The organism is Glutamicibacter sp. PAEs-4 (genome assembly GCF_051161755.1).
GTDB lineage: Bacteria > Actinomycetota > Actinomycetes > Actinomycetales > Micrococcaceae > Glutamicibacter > Glutamicibacter nicotianae.
Genome location: NZ_CP195017.1, coordinates 1573624 through 1596124, shown reverse-complemented (window position 1 = coordinate 1596124; position 22501 = coordinate 1573624). Strand labels below are relative to the sequence as shown.

Genomic DNA, 22501 nt, shown 5'->3' with positions numbered 1-22501 from the left:
CCCCTCCCCTGATTCCTCATGAACGGATCCAAGATGTCCGATATCGCGATTCTGATAAATACCGCGGTCGCAGTGCTTGCCGCCGTGCTGCTTATCGTCAGATTCAAGGTCAACCCCGTCATTGCCCTGGTCATCGGCTCGCTGTATCTGGGTCTTTCCACCGGCCTGGGGGCCACCAAGACCATCGAGACCATCACCCAGGGTTTCGGCGACATCATGGTCGAAGTCGGGCTCCTGGTAGCTTTCGGCGTGCTGATGGGCTCCATCCTCAATGAGACCGGAGCCATCCGCCGCCTGGTGGAACACCTGCTCAATACCTTTGGCCCCAAGCGGCTGCCGTATTCCATGGCCTTGGCCGTCAGCACCGCGCTGCAGACCATCTTCCTTGACGTGCTGCTGGTCATCGCGGCCCCCTTGGCCCGGCGCATGGCGCCGAAGATCGGCAAGCACGGTACCGCTCGCATCGCCACCGCTATGGCCATCGCCGGCGAGGTCGGCATCGTGCTCATGGTCCCCGGCGTGGGCGCTGTCGCCCTGGCCGGCATGCTCGAAGTTCCGCTCGGCAAGATGCTGATTTTCGGCCTGCTGGTCGTCTTGCCGACGGTGCTGATTTCCGTCGCCATCATGACCTTCTTCTTCGACCGCGGTTTCTGGAAAGCGCAGAGCGACGAGCAGCTGCTCGCCGCCGATGAGCCACACCAGGGAGCAGGCACGACGAACAACGCCGGAGGATCCGGCGAGGTGCAGGCAGGGACCGGCGCAGCCGGAACTGCTTCCGCTGCCACCACAGTGCAGACCGCGCAACGGCGCGAAACCCACCTGTTCCTGCTCTTCCTGCCGCTGCTCGCTTCCCTACTGCTCATTGCCGGCGGCGCGCTGGCCGAAATCCTCGGCTACGAAGCCAGCTGGATTCAGCTGGTCGGCAATCCGGTCGTCGCGCTGCTCATCGGCCTGGTCGGCACGATCACCGTCGCGCGCTTCACCGTCGGCCAGAAGGCTATTGACCGCGGCGTGTCCAACGGCTTCAAGGAAAGCGGGCAGATCCTGCTGCTCACCGGTGTCGGCGGCTCCTTGGCGGCCACTGTTTCCACGGCCGGGCTGGGAGACATCATGGGCCAGTTCTTCTCCGCCAGCACCGTCGCCCCGCTGGTGGTCGTGTGGGGCATCGCCGCTCTGCTGCACATCGCGGTAGGCTCGGTGACCCTGTCCGGAATCACGGCTGCCAGCCTGCTGGCCCCGATCGCCCCGAGCCTGGGCATCGACCCGGTGCTCATCGCATTGGCGGCAGGTTCCGGAGCGTTGTTCATGGTCCATGTCACCTCGAACACATTCTGGCTGCTGCAGTCACTGTTCGGGCAGACCGTCCGCGGCGCCCTGAAGACCGTCAGCGTGGGCGTGTCGGTAGCCTCTATCGTGGCCCTTGGCATGGTCATGATCCTCAACATCTTCATCTAGCGCCACAGCACAGGAAGGACAGCGCATGCCAGAGCACATCACCCCATTGGAGGGTGTCCGCGTTCTCGAATTGGGCAACTACATTGCCGCACCCACTGCGGGCCGGCTCCTTGCCGACTTCGGCGCGGAGGTGATCAAGGTGGAGCGTCCCGGCACCGGAGACGAGCTGCGCAACTGGCGGCTGAAAAAGGGCAGTGTCTCGATGCTCTACAGGACTATCAACCGCAACAAGAAGTCCATCGTCCTGGACCTGCGCAGCGACGCCGGCCGGGCCGCCGTCCTGGATCTGGTCAAGCACTGCGATGTGCTGCTGGAGAACTTCCGCCCGGGCACGCTGGAAAAATGGGGACTAGGTCCCGAAGAGCTCAGCGCTGCGAATCCCGATCTGGTGATCACCCGCATCTCGGCCTTCGGCCAAACCGGCCCCCTAGCAGAACGCCCCGGCTTCGCCGCCGTGGCCGAAGCCTTCAGCGGCTTCCGCAACCTGGTGGGCGATCCGGACCGCGCACCGGTGCGCGTTGGCGTATCAATTGGCGATTCCATTGCCGGACTGTACGCCGCCTTCGGTGCGGTGATGGCGCTGTTCCAGCGGGAACAAGCGCGCGGCGGCAAAGCAAGTCTCGGGCTGGATCATCGGGTGATCGACGTGGCGCTGCACGAGGCCATGTTCTCCATGATGGAATCGCTGATCCCTGACCACGGCGCCTACGGCGAAACCCGGAGCCGCACCGGCGGGCGCATGGAAGGCATTGCCCCTTCCAATGCGTACATCTGCGCCGACGGGGCGAGCATTGTCGTGGCCGGCAATGGCGACGGGATCTTCCGCCGCTACATGGAAGCGATCGGCAGGCCGGAACTCGGCACCGATCCGCACCTGCAGAGCAATGCCCAGCGCTGGGAAGCCAGGGAGATGCTGGATGCCGCCATCGGCCAATGGGCGGCAAGCCTCGACTCGCGCGCGGCCCTGGCCATCCTCGATGCGGCCGAAGTTCCCGCAGGCCCGATCTACACCGCACAGGACATTGCCAGCGAGCCGCAGTACAGCGCCCGGAAGATGATCCAGCACCTCGATGTCTCCACCGGGGAAGAGACCTTGCATAATGTCGGTTTCCCCGGCATCGTCCCGGTCATGGGCGGTGCCTCGCTGCCCATCAGGAACCTGGGCCCGGATCTTGGAGAGCACACCGCCCAAGTACTCGCAGGACTATTGGGAATGACCGATGCGCAAATCGCGCAGGCCTCGGCCGGAGAAAGGAATATGGCGTGAGCTACGCATTCACCCCTGCCGCCGCGTTGCGGGATGTCACGCTGCGAGACGGACTGCAACTGACCGGCAAGCTGTTGAGCACAGAAGAGAAGATCCGCACCGTGCGCGAGCTGATCCGGCTCGGCGTCGAGGAAATCGAGCTGGGATCGATGGCCCGCGCCGACCTGGTGCCGCCCATGGCCAACACCCTCGACGTCGCTGAAGGCCTGCGCCCCGAGGAACTGGAACGCTGCTGGATCTGGGTGGCCACCCCCGGCCATGTAGCCAAGGCGGCCAAGGCAGGCATCCGCAACTTCCAGTACTGCCTTTCCGTATCCGATGCGCACAACAAGGCGAATATCGGGCGCAGCACCGAGGCGAGTCTCGATGCCCTGCCAGAAGCCGTGCACTACGCCCGTGAAGCCGGCGGACGGATCCAGCTATGCCTGGCCACCTCATTCACCTGCCCCTTCGAAGGGCAGGTCCCGCCCGAACGGGTGCTGGAGATCGCCAATGATGCCCGGGCCGAGGGCACCTGCGATATCGTCATCTGCGACACCCTGGGCCAGGCAGTGCCCGCACAGGTTGCGGCGCTGATTTCCAAGGTCCGCGACGAATCCCCGCAGCGGCGCATCGTCTTCCACGGGCACGACACCTGGGGGCTGGGTGTTGCCAATACCCTGGCTGCGATCTCGGCAGGAGCCAGCCTGGTTGATGGCGCGCTAGGCGGATTGGGCGGATGCCCCTTCGCTCCCGGAGCCAGCGGGAATACCTCCAGCGAAGACATCCTGTTTGCCACGCGGCCATCATGGCTCACCCCGCAGAGCTTTGCCGGGTTCGTCGAACTCTCCGAATCCCTGCTGCAGGAATTGGGCGAGCCGAATCGTTCAAAGTCGGCCCAGGGAGCGCGTTCCAAGGCGGCTGCCTTCGACTGGGTGATCTCCTCGGATCAAGCACCAGATTGCTCCAACAGCCTCTAGTTCCAGACTGCCCACCAGGCTGCGTGCCGCTAAACGTGCGGCGCTACACGGCGGGCCGGTGGGTTTCGCCGGGGAAGCGCCCGCCGATCAGCCGTGTCATCCGCTCAGCGGTATCCAGCAGCGGCTCGATCCAGCTCTCGCACTGTTCGCGCGGCATGCGCATGGTGGGTCCGCTGATGGTCACTGCCGCCACCAGGCCGGCCGCGGAATCGAACACCGGCGCGGACAGCCCCGATGCCCCGTTTTCGCGTTCGCCGGTGGTGATAGCGAAACCATCGGCACGAGTCTGCGCAACCGCTTGCTCCAGGCTGGCCATGCCGGTAATCGTCGCATCGGTCAGCGGTTCCAATCGCGTATCCTGCAGCCGCTGCATCAGCTCGGGCTTCCAGGCCAGCAGCACGCGTCCGGCAGATCCGGCATGCAACGGTGCGAGCTCGCCCAGGTGCATTTCCCGGCGCAGCGCATGGCGTGTTTCGGCGATGCCGACACACACTCGGTAGTGCTGCTCTGCACGGAACAGGCAGGCTGTTTCCCCGGTGAAGTCGCGCAGCTCGCGCAAGGACGGGATGATGACATCCAGCACTTCACGGCCGCGGGTGGCTGGCGCGGCCCAGTAGGCCATCTTCATTCCTATGCGGTAGCCGTCATCCTCGCGGTCCAAAAAGCCTTGCCCCACCAGATTCGCGACCAGCCGCTGCACCGTCGAGGCCGGCAGATTCGTTGCCTCGCGGATATCAGCCAAGGACATCACCGGCTGGCGCAGTGAAAAGGAATCGAGGATGGCGCTGATTTTCCCCAGGACCAAGAGGGGGTTCTGCTGCTTGGCTGGTGTCTCGTCCTTTGGCATAGTCCAGACGCTAGACCATCGGCATCGGCGAGTCCAGTTCCACGGTTCTCAGAGGTAGTGGCACAACGCAACAAGAAACCAAAGATTCGACAAGGGCCGATCTTGCACAGACTGACTTAGGCAGTGAAGCGGAGGCGCCTGTCACAACAATTAGCCAACGCGGAAATTGAACCGTTGAGAGACGTTTAGCAGATCTGGATCATCCGCAAGTATCTGCTGGCCTTCAGTGGCGACGACCAGATCGTTGTCGAGCCCGTCGTCGGTACGTCTCATCCACAAGGCCCAACACATGCCGACGCCATGCCGGGATGTGAAGCGGATTCCGTCAGCGAAACTGCCATCGTGAAGCCTCAGGTTGCGTAGGCTCGTGGAAATCAAAGTGGTCAGCTTGCGATTTGCCCCGAACAGGTGGAATAGGTCAACGGCGTTCACATCACAGGATTTGGAGATTTCGGGGCCAAAGTTCCGGTCGATATATTCCAGCGAATGCGCTGAGCTTAGGTCAAACCAGACGAGGTCTTCTTTGCTGGCCAGTTCGTAGAGTCGACGTCCTTCGCACCAGTTTTTGGGGAACGTTCCGAGTTCATCGTGTCCAAGCCGTTGCTGTTCCTCGATGTAGAGGGCGTGGGCTTCCTCCTGGCTGATGCCGAACTGTTCTGCCATGAAGTCGATAGCGGTCCGCGCTTTATGGTCTAGCCGGTATCCGTAGAGGCATTCAGTAAAAGCGCCTTGGCGCGTAGATGCCGCCTAGAGAGTGCGCCCAGTGGTGTCAAACCTGTTCCACACGCCGACTTCGTCGGGGAAGAAGTAACCCCGTTCCGGGGGATTAAGTGCACCGTAGCTTTCAGCTGCGATGCGAAAGCCAGCCAACGGTTCACGCGCTATGCTTGGCCGGCCATCCACTTCTTCCAATGTACCGTTCATTAGCCGTTGCATCCCCCTGAGGACATCGCCTCGGCTGCATCAATCACAGCCTTGAACCGATCTTGGCGGATCGCTTCGACAGGTGAAATTTCGTCAAGCCAGGGATTAGCTCCAAGGAACCATTGGCGAGCCACCTGTTCTCCATCAACATCCGAGACCATCTTCCAAGCACGGTGAGCCAGCATAATACGAGTCTGGGACGCATTCGAAGGGACCGTTCCGTTCTCCCTTTGCCAGCGGTAGCTTGCCTTAGGATCCTTTGCTCCCGCCATCGCGGAAACCATTGCAGCCCCAAGGGATGCATTCAGCCTCCGCACAATCTCGCGGAAGTCCATGCGAGAAGTTTCCGCATGGGCCGCTCCAGTCGTCGGTGTGATTCCCATCTGCAGGCCTTTTCCTTATACCTATGTCATCCTGAGTGCAGGCTTCTAGCCTTTCTCGCCGAGATTTCCTCGATGACGCAACTTTGCCACCGATTTACCACTAAAATAAGTATCGTCCTTACACTTCAAAGCGCCTACAACGGAATATGAGTTCGAGTTCTGATTGATTGGCAGCCGGCACCCCGTCGGCCCGAGTTCTGCTCCAGAAAGCACCTGGCCAAAACGACATGGCGGCAGGCGGACCTCGACCGTGACGGACAAGGCACCAGATGGTCGAGCATTTCTCCGGCATACAGCATTCAGGCACTATGTATGCCTGCAGTGGAATTTGTTGGGCAGAATTTGCGAACTTCAACACTCTTACCGCGCATGATGTCGCAACAATTCGTCAGAACTGGGCACTGAAGTATATTGATTCCAGAAGACCGAAGAATTCTCTTGGGCGCTGGCGCCCATCATGCAAAGGACTCTGATGAGCAATACCGGCAAGTTCCGGGCAGCACGCGATCTGCTGCTGGCAGCACGCGATGACTACGACCGGGCCCGGGCCGAGTTCTCCTGGCCGGAATTCAACGATTTCAACTTCGCCTACGACTGGTTCGATCAGGTGGCCAAGGACCCGGCGCGGGCCAATGAACCGGCACTGATCCTCACCGAACCCGATGGCAGCTCCGCACGCTACAGCTGGGCCGAGCTCTCGCGCCGCTCCACCCAGGTGGCCCGCTGGCTCTCGGATGAGGGCCTGCAGCGCGGCGACACCATCATCGTCATGCTGGGCAACGAGGTGGCCCTGTGGGAGGTGATGCTGGCGGGCATGAAGCTCGGTGCAGTGATCATCCCGTCGACCACGCAGCTGGTCAGCGCGGATCTGGCCGACCGCATCGAGCGCGGCAACGCGAACTGGGTGATCACCAGCCATGACCAGGTCGCCAAATTCGACACGGTCCCCGGGGACTACCGGATTGTCCAGGTGCGCGGCGAGGCCAGCGAAGGCACCTTGCACTACGGCAAGTCCCACGAGGCGCCGGCCGAATTCAGCCTGGACTCCCCGACGCTGGCCGATGAGAACATGCTGCTCTACTTCACCTCGGGAACCACCTCGCTGGCCAAGCTGGTCCAGCACACCCACACCTCGTACACGGTGGGCCACCTGGCAACGATGTTCTGGATCGGCCTGGAACCAGGCGACGTGCACCTGAATGTGGCATCCCCCGGGTGGGGCAAGCACGCCTGGTCGAACTTCTTCGGCCCGTGGATCGCCGAGGCGACGGTGTTCGTCTACAACTACGAGCGCTTTGATCCGCTGGCGCTGATGAACCAGATGGCGGTGGAGAAAGTCACCAGCTTCTGCGCGCCGCCCACCGTCTGGCGCTATTTGATCCAGGCGGACCTGGGCACCCTGAAGACTCCCCCGCGCAAGCTGGTCTCCGCCGGCGAGCCGTTGAATGCAGAGGTCATCGACCAGGTGCGCAAGGCCTGGGGCCAGGTGATCCGCGATGGCTACGGGCAGACCGAAACCACGGTGCAGATCGCCAATTCGCCGGGCACCGAGGTGAAGGTCGGCGCGATGGGCCGCCCGATGCCGGGCTACGCGGTGGAACTGCGCAACCCGACCACCGGGCAGCTGGCTGAAATCGGGGAAATCTGCCTGCGCCTCGATCCGGCTCCGGCAGGCTTGATGAAGGGCTACTTCGCCGATGAGGAGAAGACTGCCGAAGCGATGCAGGGCGGCGTCTACCACACCGGCGATATCGCCGAACGCGATGAGGAAGGCGTGCTGACCTATGTGGGCCGCGCCGATGATATCTTCAAGTCCAGCGACTACAAGCTCAGCCCGTTCGAGCTGGAGTCGGTGCTGCTGGAGCATCCTGCGGTGGCCGAGGCGGCCGTGGTGCCCTCTCCTGATCCGCTGAAGCTCTCGGTGCCCAAGGCCTTCGTGGTGCTGGCCGGCAACCTGGAGCCATCCGCCGAGGTGGCCAAGGACATCCTCGGCTTCTGCCGCGAGCAGCTGGCCCCCTACAAGCGGATCCGCCGGCTGGAATTCACCAACCTGCCCAAGACCATCTCGGGCAAGATCCGCCGCGTGGAGCTGCGCCTGGCCGAGGAGGAACGGCATGCGGCCGGCACCATCGTCAGCGGAGAGTACCGGGATACCGATTTCCCTGAACTGAAGGACCGAGGCTAGGACTTTGCGGCAAAGGCCAGCCCGGCAGGAAGCATTCTCGCTACCTGCCGGGCTGGCCTTTGGTTTGCTGCGATTGGCTAGCGGCTGCGCTTGGCTTTCAGCACGTCGACGAGGCCCTTGCCCAGGTAGAAGGCGCCGTCGGCGTACCAGGCCAGCATCAGCAGCTGGCGCGCCGGCTTGGGCAGCCACCCGAAGCGTTCGCTCTTGGCCAGCACCAGGTGCACTGCCGCACCGGATGCCAGCACCGCTGCGCCTGAACCGATCAGCGCCTTGGGGTTCCAGTTGTGCCGGTAGAGCAGCCGTTCCAGGCCCTTGGCTTCGCGCTCCTGCTCTGCCAGGGCCGACTTGATGGTCTTGTACGGGCCGCCGGTGGTGATCACCCGGCGTTCCTCGGGCAGCGGACGGCCGGTGAGGTAGTCGACGCTGCGCGCATCGAAGCCCAGCAGCGTCAGCAGGCGCTTGAGATCCTTCAAATCCCTGCTGCCGCGAGCCAGCTGCTGCGCCTCCGCGCGGTGGGCAGGATCCTCGACCAGCTGCTCGACGAGCTCCAGTTCCGTCTCGTCCCAGCCATGGAGCAGGTGATCCAGCTCTTCGAGGCGCACCGCTGCCGGGCTGCCCGCTTCCGGCTCCAGGATGACGGTGCGTTCCAGGTCCACCGTCATGGACATCGAAGAGCCGAACAGCTCCAGCCGCGGCCCCTTGGCTTCGATGGTTGCGGTGATGACATTGCCGGTACGGTCCAGGGACAGGTACGGGCGGTTTGAACGCCCGATGCTCGGGGCATAGACCGGTTCCTTGGGCATGGCCATCAGCCCGGCGCCGGTCTCCCACACGGTGATCTCGTTCGTCTCGAAGCCTGCCGCGAGCACCAGCTCGGAGCCCTTGAGCTTCGGACCGTGCAGCAGCTCGCTGGAAGTGCCGTAGTCGCCGAGCAGCTCCTCATCCGGGTTGGGCCCGTCGATCTCGTCCCCGTCCACCAGCACGTAGTCGGCACCGGTGGAGTTCTTCAGCTCGTGGACCAGCTTGGTCACGCGCGAGCCTTCGCGCAGCTTGCCCTTGGCATCGATGCGGTAGAGCACCGCATCGCGGGCTTCGCTCACCGTGGCCACCTCGGCCATCACTTCGGTGGAATGCTCGCGTTCAACTGCCCCGCCGATGAATCCCAGCAGGCGCCGGTCGGCCAGCGCGGTGCGGATCAGCGCCGCCGCATCAGGCTTGTCGCCCATGAAGATGAACTCCAGGTTGAGGTAGTTGAACTCGGTTGAATCCACGGAGGCGGACCCCTTTCGCGGGTGGGATTGTCGTTATCTATCAATCATAGGTGGCGCTGTGGTCCGCAAAGGAAAACCGCGCCTTGGGAACTGGTTCCAGTTCCCATGGCGCGGTCACTTCCCGGTACAGGGAATCAGGGCCTACTTCTTGCCCAGGTACTTCTCGAAGCCGGATGGCAGGTTCAGGCTCGACGGATCGAAGTCCTGGTTGGCGCCTGCGCCGAAGGCGGCGCCGCTCGGGGCTGCGGCCTTCTTGTTCTTGGCTTCCAGCTCGGCCTGCGCGGCCTTGGCCGGGTTGCCGTACTTCTGCTTCTTGCCCTTGCCCTTGGCCTTCGCCTTGCGGGCTGCGCCCTTGCCGGCACCCGGCATGCCCGGGATGCCGCCGCCGGCAGCCATCTTCTTCATCATCTTCTGCGCTTCGCCGAAACGCTCCAGCATCTGGTTGACCTCGGAGACCGAGACGCCCGAGCCCTTGGCGATACGTGCGCGGCGAGAGCCGTTGATGATCTTCGGGGCCACGCGCTCGTGCGGGGTCATCGAACGGACGATGGCCTCCACGCGGTCGATCTGGCGCTCGTCGAACTGCTCGAGCTGCTGGCGGGAGATCTGCGCGCCGGGCATCATGCCCAGCAGCTTCTTCATCGAGCCCATCTTCTTGATCTGGGCCATCTGGGCGAGGAAGTCGTCCAGGGTGAAGTCTTCCTGGTCGGCGAACTTCTTCGCCATGCGCTCGGCTTCGCCCTTGTCCCAGTTCTTCTCGGCCTGCTCGATCAGGGTGAGCACATCGCCCATGTCCAGGATGCGCGACGCCATGCGGTCCGGGTGGAAGATCTCGAAGTCGTCCAGGTTCTCGCCGGTGGAGGCGAACATGACCGGCTTGCCGGTCACCGAGGCCACCGACAGGGCGGCACCGCCGCGGGCGTCGCCGTCCAGCTTGGACAGGACCACGCCGGTGAAGTCCACGCCCTCATGGAAGGCCTGGGCGGTGTTGACCGCGTCCTGGCCGATCATCGCGTCGATGACGAAGAGCACTTCGTCCGGGTTGATGGCGGCGCGGATGTTCGCTGCCTGGGCCATCATCTCGGTGTCCACGCCCAAGCGGCCGGCGGTATCGACAATCACGATGTCGTGCAGCTTGGCCTTGGCCTCGGCCACGCCGTCGCGGGCCACTGCTACCGGATCGCCGGTCGGGGTGTCGAATTCGGAGGAGACGCCCGGGTGCGGTGCGTAGACCGGCACGCCGGCGCGTTCGCCGTTGATCTGCAGCTGCTTGACCGCGTTGGGGCGCTGCAGGTCGCAGGCCACCAGCATCGGGGTGTGGCCTTCGGCCTTCAGGTGCTTGGCCAGCTTGCCGGCCAGGGTGGTCTTGCCGGCACCCTGCAGGCCGGCGAGCATGATCACCGTCGGAGGGTTCTTGGCCAGGTTCAGCCGGCGGGTTTCGCCGCCCAGGATGCCCACGAGCTCCTCGTTGACGATCTTGACGACCTGCTGGCCCGGGTTCAGCGACTCGGAGACCTCGGCACCCAGGGCACGTTCCTTCACCTGGGCCACGAAGCCGCGAACCACCGGCACGGCGACGTCGGCGTCAAGCAGGGCGCGGCGGATCTCGCGTACGGTACCGTCGATATCCGCTTCGCTCAGGCGGCCCTTGCCGCGCAGGTTCTTGAAGGTTTCTGTCAGGCGATCGGAAAGTGAATTAAACACGTGCCGGGCACTTCTTTCGATAGGTCTTGTGGTGCGCATTGGAAAATCGCACAGGACTCAACTCCCAAGAATATCAATAATCGGGCGCCGGACTAACCAGCTGTGCAGCGTTTCACGAGCAGCCTATGGCGCAACGCCGAAGCTGCTCCCCTCCGAAAGGACGGGAGCAGCTTCGGGTGCCGGCAGCCAAGGGCTACGGCTTGGCCTCGCTGGCAGCAGGCGCGGTGCCTGCCGGCGGAACCGGCACCTTGGCCGGGGCCGCAGCTTCAGCCGGTGCAGGAACAGTGGCCTTCGGCTTCGGCTTGGCCGCTGCCGGGGCGGCTTTCTGCACGGCCGGCGCCGCAACTGGAGGCTTTGGTTTCGGCTGCAGCTTTGGCTTCGGCTTCGGCTGAGGTTGCGGAACCGTTGCGGCCGGCGCCTTCGCAAGCTTCTTCGCTGCAGGCGCAGCCGCCTTGGCCGGAGCTGCCGGCTTGGGTTTGGCCACTGGCGCCTTGGGTTTGGCCGGGACTGCCGGCTTGGGCTTGGCCGGTGCTGGCGCCTTCTTCTTCGCCGGAACAGCCGCCTTCGGCTTGTCCGCGACTGCCGGCTTGGGCTTGTCAGCCGCTGGCTTCTTTGCGCCCTTCTTCTCTGGAGCAGCAGGCTTGGCCGGCGCCAGCTCCTTGGCTACAGGTGAAGCCTTCTGGTCCTTCTCTGCCTGCATGTCCACGATCTTCGGCTGGGCTACGCCGATGATCTTCTCTGTCCCGGCCGTGGGCTCGGTTTGCTCCTCATGTTCCGAGATGTCCGGGTTTCCCGTTTCTTTCTCCTGCTGCGGTTCGATACCCGAGTCCGGGCTCGGTTCAGGAGCTAGGGTCGGCTCGGCCGATGGAGGCGCCTTGGAGGATTCCACCTCCTCTGTTGGATTCTCCGGGGCTGGAGACTCCGAGGCGCTCGGTGATGCCGAAGGCATCGTCGACTCGGTGGGTGACGCGGTAGGTGATGCGGAAGCGCTGGGTTGCTCCACTGGTCCAGTGCTTGGCGTTGGTGCTGCAGTCGGCGCACTTGGAGTCGGTGCTGCCGTTGGCGCGCTTGGAGTCGGCGCGCTTGGCTCAGCTGGAACAGGAGTTTGCGTTGGCGAAGGCGTTGGCTGGGCCTTCGGGCGTTCGGTTTCCAGCTTCTTCGGCGGCTTAGGCGCCTTGCTCGGCTGCGGTGCCGCCTGCGTGGTTCTTGGAGACGGGCTGGTTTTCGAGTGATCCTTTTTCGGCTGGGTCTTAGGCTTGGCCGCCTTGGCCTCTTTCTGGTTGCCGTCGGCAGATGGCTGCACCGGGTCAGCCTGGTAATGCTTCGCACGGGTTGGGCGTTCTTCGCCTGCTGAGCCGCGGTTGCTTGAGGTCCCGGAGGAATGCCCAAATGCTCCAGCAACCGATTGCTGGCGCAGGGCACTGCCGGCGTCCACCGCAAATGACCCGGCTGCAAGTACCGCTCGCCGTTGCCCGCCGGCCATCGGCAGGTAGTTGCTCGGATTCTGCCACTGCCCATTGACGATGACTTCGAAATGCACATGGCAGCCAGTGGAATTGCCTGTTGTCCCGGACAACGCAATGACTTGGCCTTGGACCACGAATTCGCCAACGCTTACCAGCAGCAGCGAATTGTGGCTGTATCCGGTCTGCACCCGATTCCCGTGGTCAATGGTGACCCGTTGGCCGGAATGGCCCGCCCAGCCGGCGACAATCACCCTGCCGGTCTCGCTGGCCCGAACGGGCGAGCCGCAGGCAATGGGATAATCCTGGCCGATGTGGATTTGGTGCCCGGCACCTGTCGGGTTGGCTCTCCAGCCGAACGCACTGGAGATTTGCCGGGTGGCCACCGGGTGCTCCAGCAGCAGGCCGGTGCGCAGCATGGCCGGCCGGATCTCCTGGGACGCGGCAATCGGTGCGGGCGGCACGGTTATCCCCGTACTCGACGTTGCCGTCATGGCCGCTCGATGTTCGGCCACCTGTGCCACCGGGCCAGGCTCGGACCCGCCGAGCCTCTCAGTGCCAGATTTCAGGCCGGTGATTTCTATGCCGGCCACTTCGGACATGTCCGGTACGGTGACGACGTCGCTACCGAGTGGCGGCTGGGATTGCGCACTGAAGGCCACGGTGCTTGATTCGGCCCTGGCAGGCATTGCACCGGCTGCACCGGGCCACGCCAATGCACTGCTCAGGCCAAATGCCGCAGCAATAGCCAGTGCGCCATACGGCAGTCGGCGCCTGGTCCCCAAGACTCCGCGCGGCATAGAACTGCTTAAACCATGATGTTGTCGTTTCATAACTTGCCAGTCCCCCAAAACTGCAATTACTCAACAGAACCTCAGAATAGTCCTAGCCCGAAGAATAATCCATGGCTAGTTGAGGGCTTTTGCAACGGCGGGGATGATTCGGCGGAACACCGTTCTCCCGCGGCACCATCCCAGTCGTGCCGAGACCCCGGAAATCCGGCATCAAATCGTTGCAATTCCGACGCCTGCCCGTCTTCCGGCGAGCGCCGATTCCACCTGGGATTCCCGCCTCGATTCGGCGCGTTGCCGACAACTGGCCGGCCGACGGAAACCCGGAAATCCCTGGGCGGGCAATGTCGCTTCCTGCCTGAACCGTGCTGATGTGCTGATAATGCTGTGAGGAGGGACCCCGGAGCAACCGGTCCCCGCAGCGCGGTGAAAAACGGAGGATCCATGGTGGAGACCAGCACCCTGGCCGGCAGGCTTTTCCGGTGGGCCGTGCTGTCCTGCGCATGGCTGCAAGATTATCTCTATGCCGGCACCTGGCAGCTTCGTTCACTGCTGCCAGGCACGCCGGCCGACCAGCTGCGCACGGGCAGCGACCCGGCGGCCGAACCGGTGGTCCTGATTCCGGGAATCTGGGAATCCTGGAAATTCATGCTCTCGGTCGCCAAGGCGCTGCACCAAGCCGGCCACCCGGTGCATGTGATCCCCCAGCTCGGCTTCAACCACGGCACCGTGCCGGAGATGTCCGAGGCAGTTTCCCGCTACCTGGCCAAGGAGCAGCTCGACGGTGCGGTGCTGGTGGCGCACAGCAAGGGCGGACTGATCGGCAAGTACCTCATGGCCGCCTCGCTGCAGGGCTACCGGGTCAACCGGATGATCGCCATCGGCACCCCCTTCTCCGGTTCGCGCTATGCACGCTATGCTCCGATCCGCTCCCTGCGGGCCCTGTCCCCCAATGACCAGGGGCTGCTCAAGCTCTCGGCCAACTTGAGCGTGAATTCGCGGATCATCTCCATCTACAGCAGCTTCGACCCGCACATCCCCGGCGGCTGCGACTTGGCCGGAGCCACCAATATCAAGCTGCCCACGCTGGGGCATTTCCGGTTGCTGTCCGATGCGCGCCTGCACGCAGCAGTGCTCAAGCACCTGGGGCATGAATCGCCTTCGGCCGGCTGATCCCCGGCAGGCAACGCACCGCAATCCGAGCGTTCGGTGTGAATTGCTCCATGCGGTTGAACCGGCCGCTGAGCGCTGTCTAGCGTGAGCGGACACGGGCTGGACTCTCACCTCCAGCAATCATGCAGACAGGAGCACCCGATGGACCCGCAGGAATTCTCCGCGCCGCAGGACGATGGCGAACGCGACGATGCACACGACGATGCACAATCAGCCAACCGCGAGGCCGCGGCCACATCCAACCCCGATCCAGAAGAGCAACTGATTACCGGGCTGGAACCGGGCGGTTCGGTGCCGCCGGGTGAAACCCCGCCCGGTGAAGGTTCGATGAGCCAAGACCAGGGGCATGGCGAATAGCCTGGCGCAGCGTCCAATCAGCGATGCACGCATTGGACGCTGGCTGGAGGAGCTGGCTGAATCGGACGGGAACCCGGGCGGCGGAGCCGCGGCGGCGCTGATGCTCGCAGCCGCCGCCGCGCTGATGTCAATGTCCGGCGGCTACGTATCGGCTTCGGGGACCGCACAGCCCGAACTCACCGGCCTGCTGGCACGGGCCAAGCAGCTGCGGCTCGACGCGCTGGCCATGGCAGACCGTGATGCGCGGGCTTCCGCGGAGTTCGGGGTAGCCTACGCGCAACCGGCCTCGGAGCAGCGCGACCGCCACCTTGCACAGGCCTGCTTGCAGGCCGCGAAATCCTCTGCCGCACTCGGCGCGCTGGCCATGACCGCTCTGGATGACCTGCGCTGGCTCTCGCAGCATGCCAAGCCGCAACTGGTGGCCGATGTCGCCACTACCCTGGGCATGCTGAGCGCAGTGCTGAAGGCTGCCAGCAGCAATCTGCGCTATGACCTTTCCCAGTTGGCTTCCGGCCCGGCGCAGGTCAAGCACGCCGGGTTATGGGATACCGCAGCATCGCTGGACCGGGCGATGCAAAATGCAGGAGAGCTGGCCGCGCGCATCGATGCGCGCATCAAGCGCTGATCCGGCTGCACGCACTGCCGAAGGCAAAGGCATCGATGACAAGGAATGATGACTATGACCCAGACGCCTATTAATGCATTGATCCTGGTATGCACCCTCTCCCCCTCGCCCAAGGCCTCCAGCAGCGATTTGCTGGCCCGGCAGGTGGCGGCCGAATTCAAGGAGCACCAGGTGTCTTCCGAGATCCTGCGCAATGCCGATTTCAATGTGGAGCCCGGAGTGCTCAAGGACATGGGAGGCGGAGACCAGTGGCCACAGATCCGGCAGAAGCTGCTGGCCGCGGACATCCTGGTGCTGGCCACCCCGATCTGGGTGGGCCACCCCTCCAGCCTGGCCCAGCGGGTGCTGGAACGGCTCGATGCCGAGCTGTCGGAAACCGACGAGCAGGGCCGCCCGATCCTCTTCGGCAAGGTCGGCCTGGTGGCAGTGGTGGGCAATGAGGATGGCGCGCACCACGTGATCGCGGCTCTGGGCCAGGGCCTGGCCGATGTCGGGTTCACCCTGGCGGCCCAGGGCTCGACCTACTGGGTGGGGCAGGCCATGCACACCACCGGCTACCAGGATCTGCAGCAGACCCCTGAGGCCACGGCCAATGCCACGGGCATTGCCACCCGCCACGCGGCCCATCTGGCGCGGCTGCTCAAGGCCAGTACCTGCCCTGCCGGCTAGCCTCCGAAGACTGGGTGCAGCCTGCAGATCAGCGGTGCGCCATTGGCCTGCGGCGGCCGGTGCCCTAGCGTTCGAGCCAGCAGAAGACTGCAACCGCTTTCGAGAACTAAGGACGGGCACGATGTCGCACAACACCATCGACCAGCTGACCCTGCACAGGTACTTGGGAGAGCACCTGCTGGGTTCGGAATCGGGGCTGAACCATTTCAAGGCGGCGCACCACACCTGGGCGGGCACGGCGTACGCCGACCGCTTCGAGTCGCTGCACCGGCAGGTCAAGGACGACCAGGCGGATCTGAAGCGGATCATGGACCGGCTGGGATGCCGGCAGCGTCCGCTGGCCCGCCTCCTGGCACCGGTGGCCAAGCTCGCCGGGCACGCCAATCCGTTCAATCCGCTGCGGATGCGCAAGCTGGCCGCCGCGCAGGTGCAGCTCGATGTGCTCACCGGACTGCTCAATGCCAAATTGCGCATGTGGCAGACGCTGCTGCTGATGCTGCCCCACGATCCGCGCCTGGACCAGGCGCTGCTGCAAGACCTGTCGCATCGCGCCGAGTCGCAGATCAGCCAGCTCAAGGCGCTCAGCGATGAGACCTGGCCCGAGCGCTTCGCCCCGCAAGAACACGAAAACCGGGAGGAACGCCGCCGATGAGCAATGGGAAGGCGAATGTCGTCGGGGCCGGCCCCAATGGGCTGGTCGCCGCGGCGGTGCTTGCGCAGAACGGTTTCGATGTCCAGGTCTTCGAGCGCAATGCCCATCCGGGCGGCGCCGCGGCCTCCGGCAGCACGCTGGGCGAGGGCACCGTCGTGGATTTGGGAGCTGCCGCCCACCCCTTCGCCTATGGCAGCCCGGCATTCGCGCATTTCGACCTGGCCGGCCACGGCCTGCAATGGGATTTCCACGATTATCCGCTGGCCCACCCGCTGGAAGGCGCCGAGTCGGTCTTCCTGCACCAGAGCCTGGACGCCACCAGCGGGCAATTCCCCGCCGACCGGAAGATCTGGCGGCTGCTGCATGGGCCGCTGGTGCGCAATCCGCAAGCGATCCTGGAGAACGCCACCAGCCCGCTGCTGGGCATCCCGCCGCATCCGGTGCTGATGGCGCGCTTCGGGCTGCGCTCGCTGCCGCCGGCGAAGCTCCTCGCCTCAACGGCATTCCGCACCCGGCAGGCCGCGGCGCTCTTCGCCGGCTCCAGCGCGCATTCCATGCTGCCGCTCGCCCACCCGTTCACCTCGGGATTCGGCGTGCTTTTCGGGTCCCTGGGCCAGTCCTGGGGATGGCCGGTGGCGCACGGCGGCACCGGCAGCATCATCGACGCGCTGCTGCGGGTGCTCGATGGGCTCAGGGTGCAGATCCACGCCGGGCACCAGATCACCAGCCACGCCCAGCTTCCCGCTGCCGAACTCACTTTCCTGGATGCCACGCCCCGCCAGGTGGTGCAGATCGCCGGCGGCCAGCTTCCGCCACGCCTGCGCCGCCGGTTCGAACGCTGGCGCTACGGCACCGCTGCCTTCAAGGTGGACTACCTGCTCGATGGCCCGATCCCCTGGCAGGATGCGCGGACCGCGCGGGCCGGCACCGTGCATGTGATCGGCGATGCCGCCGAGCTGACCCGAGCCGAGCACCAGGTCTCCTCCGGGAAAATGCCCGACCGCCCCTTCGTGATGGTGGTCCAGCCTTCGAGCGCCGATGCCTCCCGCGCCCCGGCCGGCCGCCATGTCATCTGGTCCTACGCCCATGTTCCCCAAGGCTATGCCGGGGATGCCGGTGCGCTCATCGATGCGCAGATCGAGCGGTTCGCGCCGGGTTTCAGGGACCGGATCGTGCACCGCGTGGACACCTCCCCGGCGCAGCTGCAGGCCTGGGATCCCAACCTGGTCGGTGGCGATATCGGCGGCGGATCACTGTCCGGCACCCAGCAGTTCTTCCGCCCCTCCGCTTCGCTCAATCCCTATTCGCTGGGCGTGCCGGGACTGTACCTGTGCTCCTCTTCCACTCCTCCGGGCGGCGGGGTGCATGGGATGGCCGGCTGGCATGCGGCGCATCGGGCCCTGCGAGAACTGGGGCGCAACTGAGCCGATGATCAGCGCCCTTGGTTGCCGGCGATGGATCAGCGGCATGCAACTACATAGGCGAACCGAGCCCGCGCAGCCCAAGCCAATTCCTGCAATAAGGCTTTTGACTAGTAAAAAATAAAGTCTGGGAATTTCCTCAGAATCGGGACGGGTGCACAAGAACTTGGTGGACCAATGATAATTTCATACCAAGTCCCCCACCGCTTGGCGTATGGTCGACAGCGTCACTGAAGGCCATGCCGCCGCCTCAGGGGCCGGAAAACTGCATAGTTGAAGTGAGAAGTATCGTCTAGAAGTGGAGGGTAGTTCACATGCCAGGAAGGCTAGTCAGATCCCAGACTGCGGTGCGCGTTGCTGAGTTGCTGGGATCACGCGAGGGCAGAAGACATTTGGGCAATTATGGCTGGACCCAGGGAATGCCAGTGGTCATGACGCAGCCTGAGGAATCGCTCGACGATGTCATGGGCCTCGTGTCAGTGCACAAGCGGCCGGTACTGGTCGCGATGCTTGGAAAGCAGACCGGGGAGCTGAAATTCTTGCACATTTCCGAGCCTTCTCCAGTCTTGGAAGTGGTTCCGGCCAGCGCGCCGCGCAGCACGATCAAGGATTTGTTCGCGCAGGCCGAGCACAGCGGCATGGCAGCATTCCGCGTGAAGTATTGGCAGTACAGCGCGGTCGCCCACGCGGTGCCCCATTTCGACGCGAATGTGCCAGGACACAGGTACGCCGCCCAGGAGTCCGGCAGCAGCTCATGACAGCTGGCAACGCTGCCACTGGCACAGCCCCCTGGTAATCTGCGCACCGCGCAGGTCACCAGGGGGCTGTTTCCATGCCAGGGACCAGGTCTGGTTGCTGCATGCTAGCCGGTGTTGAGCATCGGGTGTTCCAGCGCTGCCAGATAGTCCGCGAAGCCTTCGTCCAGCCGGCCGCGCAGGCGCCCAGAGGTGGTTGCCTGCAGCCGGGCCGTGGCCTGGACCCGGTAGCCGGCATGGCGCAAGGCTTCCACCAGTGCCACATCCTCCCGGGCCGCCAGCGGCTCGAAGCCTCCGACAGCCAGATAGGCGGCAGCGCACACGCCGAAGTTCGCGCCGTGGATATGGCCATGCCCCTCCACCGGCTGGTATTCCTGCTGCCATAGGGCGAAGATGTGCTCATCGAGTTCGCTGCGGTCCGGTTCCACGGTTCCCGCTACCGCATCTGCCCCGCGGCTATGCAGGCGGGCAAAGCCCTGAAGCCAATGCTCTGGGACGCAGGTATCCGCGTCGGTGCTAGCCAGCCAGATGGCGCCCGGGTCGCTGGCCGTTGCGAGGAGATCAAGGGCATGGCGTGCTCCGGCGGCACGGCTCGCACCGACATTGCCGAAGCCCACCTGCTGCACGCTGATCCGCCAATCCTCGCTGGCATGCCGCCCGGCGATCTGCGCCGTGCCGTCCGTGCAGCTGTCGGCAACCACGATGGCCCTGGCCTGGATCTGCGGGCGGGCACGCGCCAGTCGGTCCATGGCCGCGCGCACCGAATCCAGGCAACGGCCCAGGCGTTCTTCCTCGTCGCGGGCCGGGATGATGACCGCCATGGCCGCCAGCTGCCTACACATGGGCACCAGCTGGCTTGCGCAGTACTTCAAGCAGGAAATCGGCTTCGCGATGCTCCACGATGCGCTCCCACCGCAGCTGGCCCGCCATGCGGTGCACTTCTTCCCCGTCCAGCGGCCAGCCGTCGATGGGATGCAGCCAATGGCAGAGCACCAGCTCTCCGCCGGCTTGGAGTGCCGCAGCGCTGGCGGCGAGCACCTGCTCCAGTTCGTCGGCAGCCAGGAAGTAGCCCATCTCGCTGAGCACCACCAGCTGCAAGCTGCCCGGCTCCAGCTGCGGAAATTGCCGGGGCACAGTGGCCTGCAGCAAGTCGACGTGGTCCATTCCGGCCACGGCACGCCTCGCCTGGGCTAACGCGGTGGCGCTGGCATCGACCGCCAGCAGACGCGTGCTGCGGCGGGCCAGTTCGGCGCTCTGCACCCCGATGGAGCAGCCCAGCTCCAGCACCGCCGCATACCGTTCCTGGGGCAGGCAGGCGAGCAGGATCTGCTGCTTGCGCCGCTCATAGCGGCTGCTGCGGTATTCCCACGGATCCTCGCGTTCCCCGTAGAGCTCGTCGAATACTGCCGGAGCGGACGCGGCGTCCCTGTGGCCGGGCCAGGTGGCGCGGAAGATCTCTGCGCCCTGGGAAAAGTGCTGCAGGAAGCTTTCCCCGAGCAGGACTTCGTCCCCCGGCTGTGCGGACAGCGGACGGGTTTGGGATCGGTGGGCGTCCAAGGCGCGGGCCTTGGCCTGGGCGCTGGATTCGTCAAGGTCCAACCTGTGCCAGTGCTTCCAGCTGCGCTGGCTGTCCGGTTGCGCCCAATGCCAGAACCAGATGGGGAATTCCAGGTGGCATGCATTGTGCGCCAGGGCGCAGTCCGCGGCGATCAGGGACAGGATTTCGTGATCGGGGTGCCCGTCTGCGCGGTAGGTGCTGGCGATCAGGCAGCCTTGGCCGGCGTGCTGCTCCAGGGCCGCGCGGATCCGTGCTTGCTGAGTTTCAAGTTTCCCGTCGCCCAAGCCCAGGCAGTGCAGGTGCAGCGTCCCGGCCTGCGGTCCCTGCACGCGCAGTGTGCCCATCGCCTCGGCCAGCTCCTCCTTGCGCAGCGAGGCCAGCTGGGCGGCGGTGTGCGTTGCAGAGTGCGGGTGCGAGGCTTCGCCGAAGCTGCAGACAATCACGTGGACATCGATCCCCCGGCAGAGCGCCAGGCGGATCAGCCCTCCGGCTCCCAGCGTCTCGTCGTCCGGGTGGGCGGCCAGGACAATCACCGATGATATTTCGCGGAAGAGGTCCTCCGGGTCCAGTCCGGCGATTCGCCCAAGCCCGGCCTGCTGCCAGCAGCTTGCAGATGTTCCCTGGTCCTGATGCGTGAAGCTCACCATGCGCTCCTGCCTTCCTTCCCGGCGCGGTCCGCAAGCAGCTGGCCCAGGGACGCGTCATCGCGGGCAGCGTGGTGCTGGCGAAGGTAGATGCCCAGGTCTGCTGCGCGCCGCGCATGCTCCTCATCGGCGGTCAGCGGTCCCGGTCCGGTGGACTCGCCGCTGAGCTGCAAGATGCGGGTGCAGGCCCACGCCACCTGGCCGCGGATCCGGTAGGCGGCAATGGCATCCAATTCTCCGTCATCCGCCAGCCCGGCGGCATGTTCCAACAGCGCGGCGGAACCGGCGAGCAAGCGGTCCGCTTCGCCGAGCCAGGCGAGGGCCAGCTGATCCGGGGTACGCGCTTGGGCGCTGCGCTGCAGATGGCGGTAGATTCCCACCGCTCCCCCGAACCAGCAGGCGGCAACACCGACGCCGCCAACGGCGAACCCCGGGCGGGACAGGTACCAGCCGGCGTCTTGCACCGGTTGGGCCGGCACTCCGGTGAAGTCCACGGAACCGCTGGGCAGCTGGGCCATGCCTCGGCTGATCCAGCCACCTGTTGCCGGTTCAACGCCGGGGTGGCGCAGGGAAACCATGAACAGCCGGTTCCCCTCCGGTGTTCGGGCGGTGACCAATGCATGCGTCAGCGCGGCGGCCAAGGAGCACCAGGGCTTGGTGCCGTTCAGCACCCAGCCTCCGCCAGACTCGCGGACAGCTTCCAGCGCGGTGGTGGGCGACTGCGCGGCAAAAACGCCCCACGAGGTACCTGCTTGCCACGGCATGCCCGCCTGGCTCAGGATTCCCGCTGCATCCAAATGCGGTTCCAGCGTCCTGGCCGCAACCAGGTCGGTGGCGGCCACGGACGCCAGCAGCTCCCAGAGCCGCTGCGTCTGGCCAGCGGCTGGGACCGGAGGATCTTCCCCCGAGCCTTCCAGCACGCGCAGCATCGCGTCCGGGTTGCCCTCGCAGCGCACGGCGGCATCACGCACCGCTTGCTCGGCACCCCACCACGGCTCTCCATTACGGGTTGCAAATCGTGGTTCGCCCGTACTGAATGACACCGGCTTCTGGTCCATCAGCCCTCTTTCCTTGGTCGGAACTTTTGACCAGTCTAGGTTCCGGGCAATTCGTGCCTCGCCCACCTGAATGGCACCTGAAAACCGCAAATAACCACAGACCCACCCCTGAAGTGTCCCGCGGGAAGAATCCGGGGATGCTGCGGATCAGCCGGCCAACCTGGCAACGCAACGCGCATGGTTCAGGGACGCACCGGCAATCGCACCGAGGGCCCGAGGCACAACATCGAGTAAGCTTGCGGAATTCGCCGCGCTGAAGGCGGCTCTGTGATGATCTGCAAAGTACGCCACAAGGAAATTCCCAGCTTCAGGTCCCCGATTTGCAATCTGCCCTAGAGTT

Annotated in this window: 20 protein-coding genes; 11 read left to right on the top strand and 9 right to left on the bottom strand. The window is 64.8% G+C overall.

Translation table 11 applies throughout. The features are described from left to right. Positions 1-33 precede the first annotated feature (33 nt). Genes ACR9WD_RS07480 through ACR9WD_RS07470 form a run of 3 tightly spaced genes read left to right on the top strand, consistent with a single transcriptional unit; the run spans position 34 to position 3681 of the window. Positions 34-1455 (top strand): GntP family permease, encoded by a 1422-nt coding sequence (locus ACR9WD_RS07480; protein ID WP_434923104.1) that lies wholly within the window; start codon positions 34-36, stop codon positions 1453-1455. Between the two features lie 25 nt (positions 1456-1480). After that, the gene (locus ACR9WD_RS07475; RefSeq protein WP_434923103.1) at positions 1481-2722 is read left to right on the top strand and encodes a CaiB/BaiF CoA transferase family protein; all 1242 of its coding nucleotides are present in this window, start codon (positions 1481-1483) and stop codon (positions 2720-2722) included. Next, positions 2719-3681, top strand: a complete 963-nt coding sequence (locus ACR9WD_RS07470) for a hydroxymethylglutaryl-CoA lyase (RefSeq protein ID WP_434923102.1) — start codon at positions 2719-2721, stop codon at positions 3679-3681. Before ACR9WD_RS07475 ends, ACR9WD_RS07470 begins: the two co-directional genes overlap by 4 nt. Positions 3682-3724: 43 nt before the next feature. Here ACR9WD_RS07470 and ACR9WD_RS07465 read toward each other — a convergent pair whose 3' ends face one another. The 3 genes from ACR9WD_RS07465 to ACR9WD_RS07455 all read right to left on the bottom strand — a co-directional run bounded on the left by ACR9WD_RS07465 (position 3725) and on the right by ACR9WD_RS07455 (position 5835). Further along, positions 3725-4528: an IclR family transcriptional regulator gene (locus ACR9WD_RS07465; RefSeq protein ID WP_038991476.1), complete on the bottom strand. Its 804-nt coding sequence runs from the start codon at positions 4526-4528 to the stop codon at positions 3725-3727. 150 nt (positions 4529-4678) lie between these two features. Beyond that, entirely contained in the window at positions 4679-5191 is a 513-nt protein-coding gene (locus ACR9WD_RS07460) for a hypothetical protein (protein ID WP_434923101.1), read from the bottom strand. Between the two features lie 260 nt (positions 5192-5451). Next, the gene (locus ACR9WD_RS07455) at positions 5452-5835 is read right to left on the bottom strand and encodes a hypothetical protein (RefSeq protein ID WP_038991473.1); all 384 of its coding nucleotides are present in this window, start codon (positions 5833-5835) and stop codon (positions 5452-5454) included. A 472-nt stretch (positions 5836-6307) separates the two neighbouring features. Here ACR9WD_RS07455 and ACR9WD_RS07450 point away from each other — a divergent pair, with 472 nt between their 5' ends. Then, the gene (locus ACR9WD_RS07450; protein WP_434923100.1) at positions 6308-8020 is read left to right on the top strand and encodes an AMP-binding protein; all 1713 of its coding nucleotides are present in this window, start codon (positions 6308-6310) and stop codon (positions 8018-8020) included. Positions 8021-8097: 77 nt separating this feature from the next. Here ACR9WD_RS07450 and ACR9WD_RS07445 read toward each other — a convergent pair whose 3' ends face one another. The 3 genes from ACR9WD_RS07445 to ACR9WD_RS07435 form a co-directional block, all read right to left on the bottom strand. Next, positions 8098-9291: a hypothetical protein gene (locus ACR9WD_RS07445; protein WP_434923099.1), complete on the bottom strand. Its 1194-nt coding sequence runs from the start codon at positions 9289-9291 to the stop codon at positions 8098-8100. A 141-nt stretch (positions 9292-9432) separates the two neighbouring features. Next, on the bottom strand, positions 9433-10995 hold the full coding sequence (gene ffh, locus ACR9WD_RS07440; RefSeq protein WP_121866742.1) for a signal recognition particle protein: 1563 nt from the start codon (positions 10993-10995) through the stop codon (positions 9433-9435). Positions 10996-11188: 193 nt separating this feature from the next. Next, complete coding sequence (locus ACR9WD_RS07435; RefSeq protein ID WP_434923098.1) at positions 11189-13147, bottom strand: peptidoglycan DD-metalloendopeptidase family protein; 1959 nt, start codon at positions 13145-13147, stop codon at positions 11189-11191. 546 nt (positions 13148-13693) lie between these two features. On the opposite strand from ACR9WD_RS07435, the gene ACR9WD_RS07430 reads away from it, so the two are divergent. The 7 genes from ACR9WD_RS07430 (at position 13694) to ACR9WD_RS07400 (ending at position 18904) form a co-directional block, all read left to right on the top strand. Beyond that, on the top strand, positions 13694-14422 hold the full coding sequence (locus ACR9WD_RS07430) for an esterase/lipase family protein (RefSeq protein WP_434923097.1): 729 nt from the start codon (positions 13694-13696) through the stop codon (positions 14420-14422). Positions 14423-14563: 141 nt separating this feature from the next. Further along, positions 14564-14779, top strand: coding sequence for a DUF6480 family protein (locus tag ACR9WD_RS07425; RefSeq protein ID WP_149597728.1), 216 nt, complete (start codon positions 14564-14566; stop codon positions 14777-14779). Then, the gene (locus ACR9WD_RS07420) at positions 14769-15404 is read left to right on the top strand and encodes a cyclodeaminase/cyclohydrolase family protein (protein WP_434923096.1); all 636 of its coding nucleotides are present in this window, start codon (positions 14769-14771) and stop codon (positions 15402-15404) included. The genes ACR9WD_RS07425 and ACR9WD_RS07420 overlap by 11 nt, the downstream gene beginning before the upstream one ends. Positions 15405-15458: 54 nt before the next feature. Then, positions 15459-16073, top strand: a complete 615-nt coding sequence (locus tag ACR9WD_RS07415; RefSeq protein WP_434923095.1) for a flavodoxin family protein — start codon at positions 15459-15461, stop codon at positions 16071-16073. Positions 16074-16194: 121 nt separating this feature from the next. Next, positions 16195-16725 carry a hypothetical protein gene (locus tag ACR9WD_RS07410; protein ID WP_434923094.1) on the top strand — a complete coding sequence of 177 codons (531 nt, stop codon included), beginning with the start codon at positions 16195-16197 and terminating at the stop codon, positions 16723-16725. Further along, on the top strand, positions 16722-18149 hold the full coding sequence (locus tag ACR9WD_RS07405; protein ID WP_434923093.1) for a phytoene desaturase family protein: 1428 nt from the start codon (positions 16722-16724) through the stop codon (positions 18147-18149). Before ACR9WD_RS07410 ends, ACR9WD_RS07405 begins: the two co-directional genes overlap by 4 nt. A gap of 428 nt (positions 18150-18577) precedes the next feature. Next, entirely contained in the window at positions 18578-18904 is a 327-nt protein-coding gene (locus ACR9WD_RS07400; protein ID WP_434923092.1) for a hypothetical protein, read from the top strand. 104 nt (positions 18905-19008) lie between these two features. Here ACR9WD_RS07400 and ACR9WD_RS07395 read toward each other — a convergent pair whose 3' ends face one another. Genes ACR9WD_RS07395 through ACR9WD_RS07385 form a run of 3 tightly spaced genes read right to left on the bottom strand, consistent with a single transcriptional unit; the run spans position 19009 to position 22161 of the window. Then, positions 19009-19722, bottom strand: a complete 714-nt coding sequence (locus ACR9WD_RS07395) for a glycosyltransferase (RefSeq protein WP_434923091.1) — start codon at positions 19720-19722, stop codon at positions 19009-19011. Positions 19723-19735: 13 nt separating this feature from the next. Beyond that, entirely contained in the window at positions 19736-21103 is a 1368-nt protein-coding gene (locus ACR9WD_RS07390; RefSeq protein WP_434923090.1) for a PIG-L family deacetylase, read from the bottom strand. Then, the gene (locus ACR9WD_RS07385) at positions 21100-22161 is read right to left on the bottom strand and encodes an acyl-CoA dehydrogenase family protein (RefSeq protein ID WP_434923089.1); all 1062 of its coding nucleotides are present in this window, start codon (positions 22159-22161) and stop codon (positions 21100-21102) included. Before ACR9WD_RS07385 ends, ACR9WD_RS07390 begins: the two co-directional genes overlap by 4 nt. Positions 22162-22501 lie beyond the last annotated feature (340 nt).

What these genes read in the sequence shown, in the direction of transcription:
- ACR9WD_RS07480 (WP_434923104.1), top strand. Translation starts at nt 34, where the DNA reads ATGTCCGATATCGCGATTCTGATAAATACCGCGGTCGCAGTGCTTGCC.
- ACR9WD_RS07475 (WP_434923103.1), top strand. Translation starts at nt 1,481, where the DNA reads ATGCCAGAGCACATCACCCCATTGGAGGGTGTCCGCGTTCTCGAATTG.
- ACR9WD_RS07465 (WP_038991476.1), bottom strand. Translation starts at nt 4,528, where the DNA reads ATGCCAAAGGACGAGACACCAGCCAAGCAGCAGAACCCCCTCTTGGTC.
- ACR9WD_RS07460 (WP_434923101.1), bottom strand. Translation starts at nt 5,191, where the DNA reads ATGGCAGAACAGTTCGGCATCAGCCAGGAGGAAGCCCACGCCCTCTAC.
- ACR9WD_RS07455 (WP_038991473.1), bottom strand. Translation starts at nt 5,835, where the DNA reads ATGGGAATCACACCGACGACTGGAGCGGCCCATGCGGAAACTTCTCGC.
- ACR9WD_RS07450 (WP_434923100.1), top strand. Translation starts at nt 6,308, where the DNA reads ATGAGCAATACCGGCAAGTTCCGGGCAGCACGCGATCTGCTGCTGGCA.
- ACR9WD_RS07435 (WP_434923098.1), bottom strand. Translation starts at nt 13,147, where the DNA reads ATGCCTGCCAGGGCCGAATCAAGCACCGTGGCCTTCAGTGCGCAATCC.
- ACR9WD_RS07430 (WP_434923097.1), top strand. Translation starts at nt 13,694, where the DNA reads ATGGTGGAGACCAGCACCCTGGCCGGCAGGCTTTTCCGGTGGGCCGTG.
- ACR9WD_RS07425 (WP_149597728.1), top strand. Translation starts at nt 14,564, where the DNA reads ATGGACCCGCAGGAATTCTCCGCGCCGCAGGACGATGGCGAACGCGAC.
- ACR9WD_RS07420 (WP_434923096.1), top strand. Translation starts at nt 14,769, where the DNA reads ATGGCGAATAGCCTGGCGCAGCGTCCAATCAGCGATGCACGCATTGGA.
- ACR9WD_RS07415 (WP_434923095.1), top strand. Translation starts at nt 15,459, where the DNA reads ATGACCCAGACGCCTATTAATGCATTGATCCTGGTATGCACCCTCTCC.
- ACR9WD_RS07410 (WP_434923094.1), top strand. Translation starts at nt 16,195, where the DNA reads ATGTCGCACAACACCATCGACCAGCTGACCCTGCACAGGTACTTGGGA.
- ACR9WD_RS07405 (WP_434923093.1), top strand. Translation starts at nt 16,722, where the DNA reads ATGAGCAATGGGAAGGCGAATGTCGTCGGGGCCGGCCCCAATGGGCTG.
- ACR9WD_RS07400 (WP_434923092.1), top strand. Translation starts at nt 18,578, where the DNA reads ATGACGCAGCCTGAGGAATCGCTCGACGATGTCATGGGCCTCGTGTCA.
- ACR9WD_RS07395 (WP_434923091.1), bottom strand. Translation starts at nt 19,722, where the DNA reads ATGGCGGTCATCATCCCGGCCCGCGACGAGGAAGAACGCCTGGGCCGT.
- ACR9WD_RS07385 (WP_434923089.1), bottom strand. Translation starts at nt 22,161, where the DNA reads ATGGACCAGAAGCCGGTGTCATTCAGTACGGGCGAACCACGATTTGCA.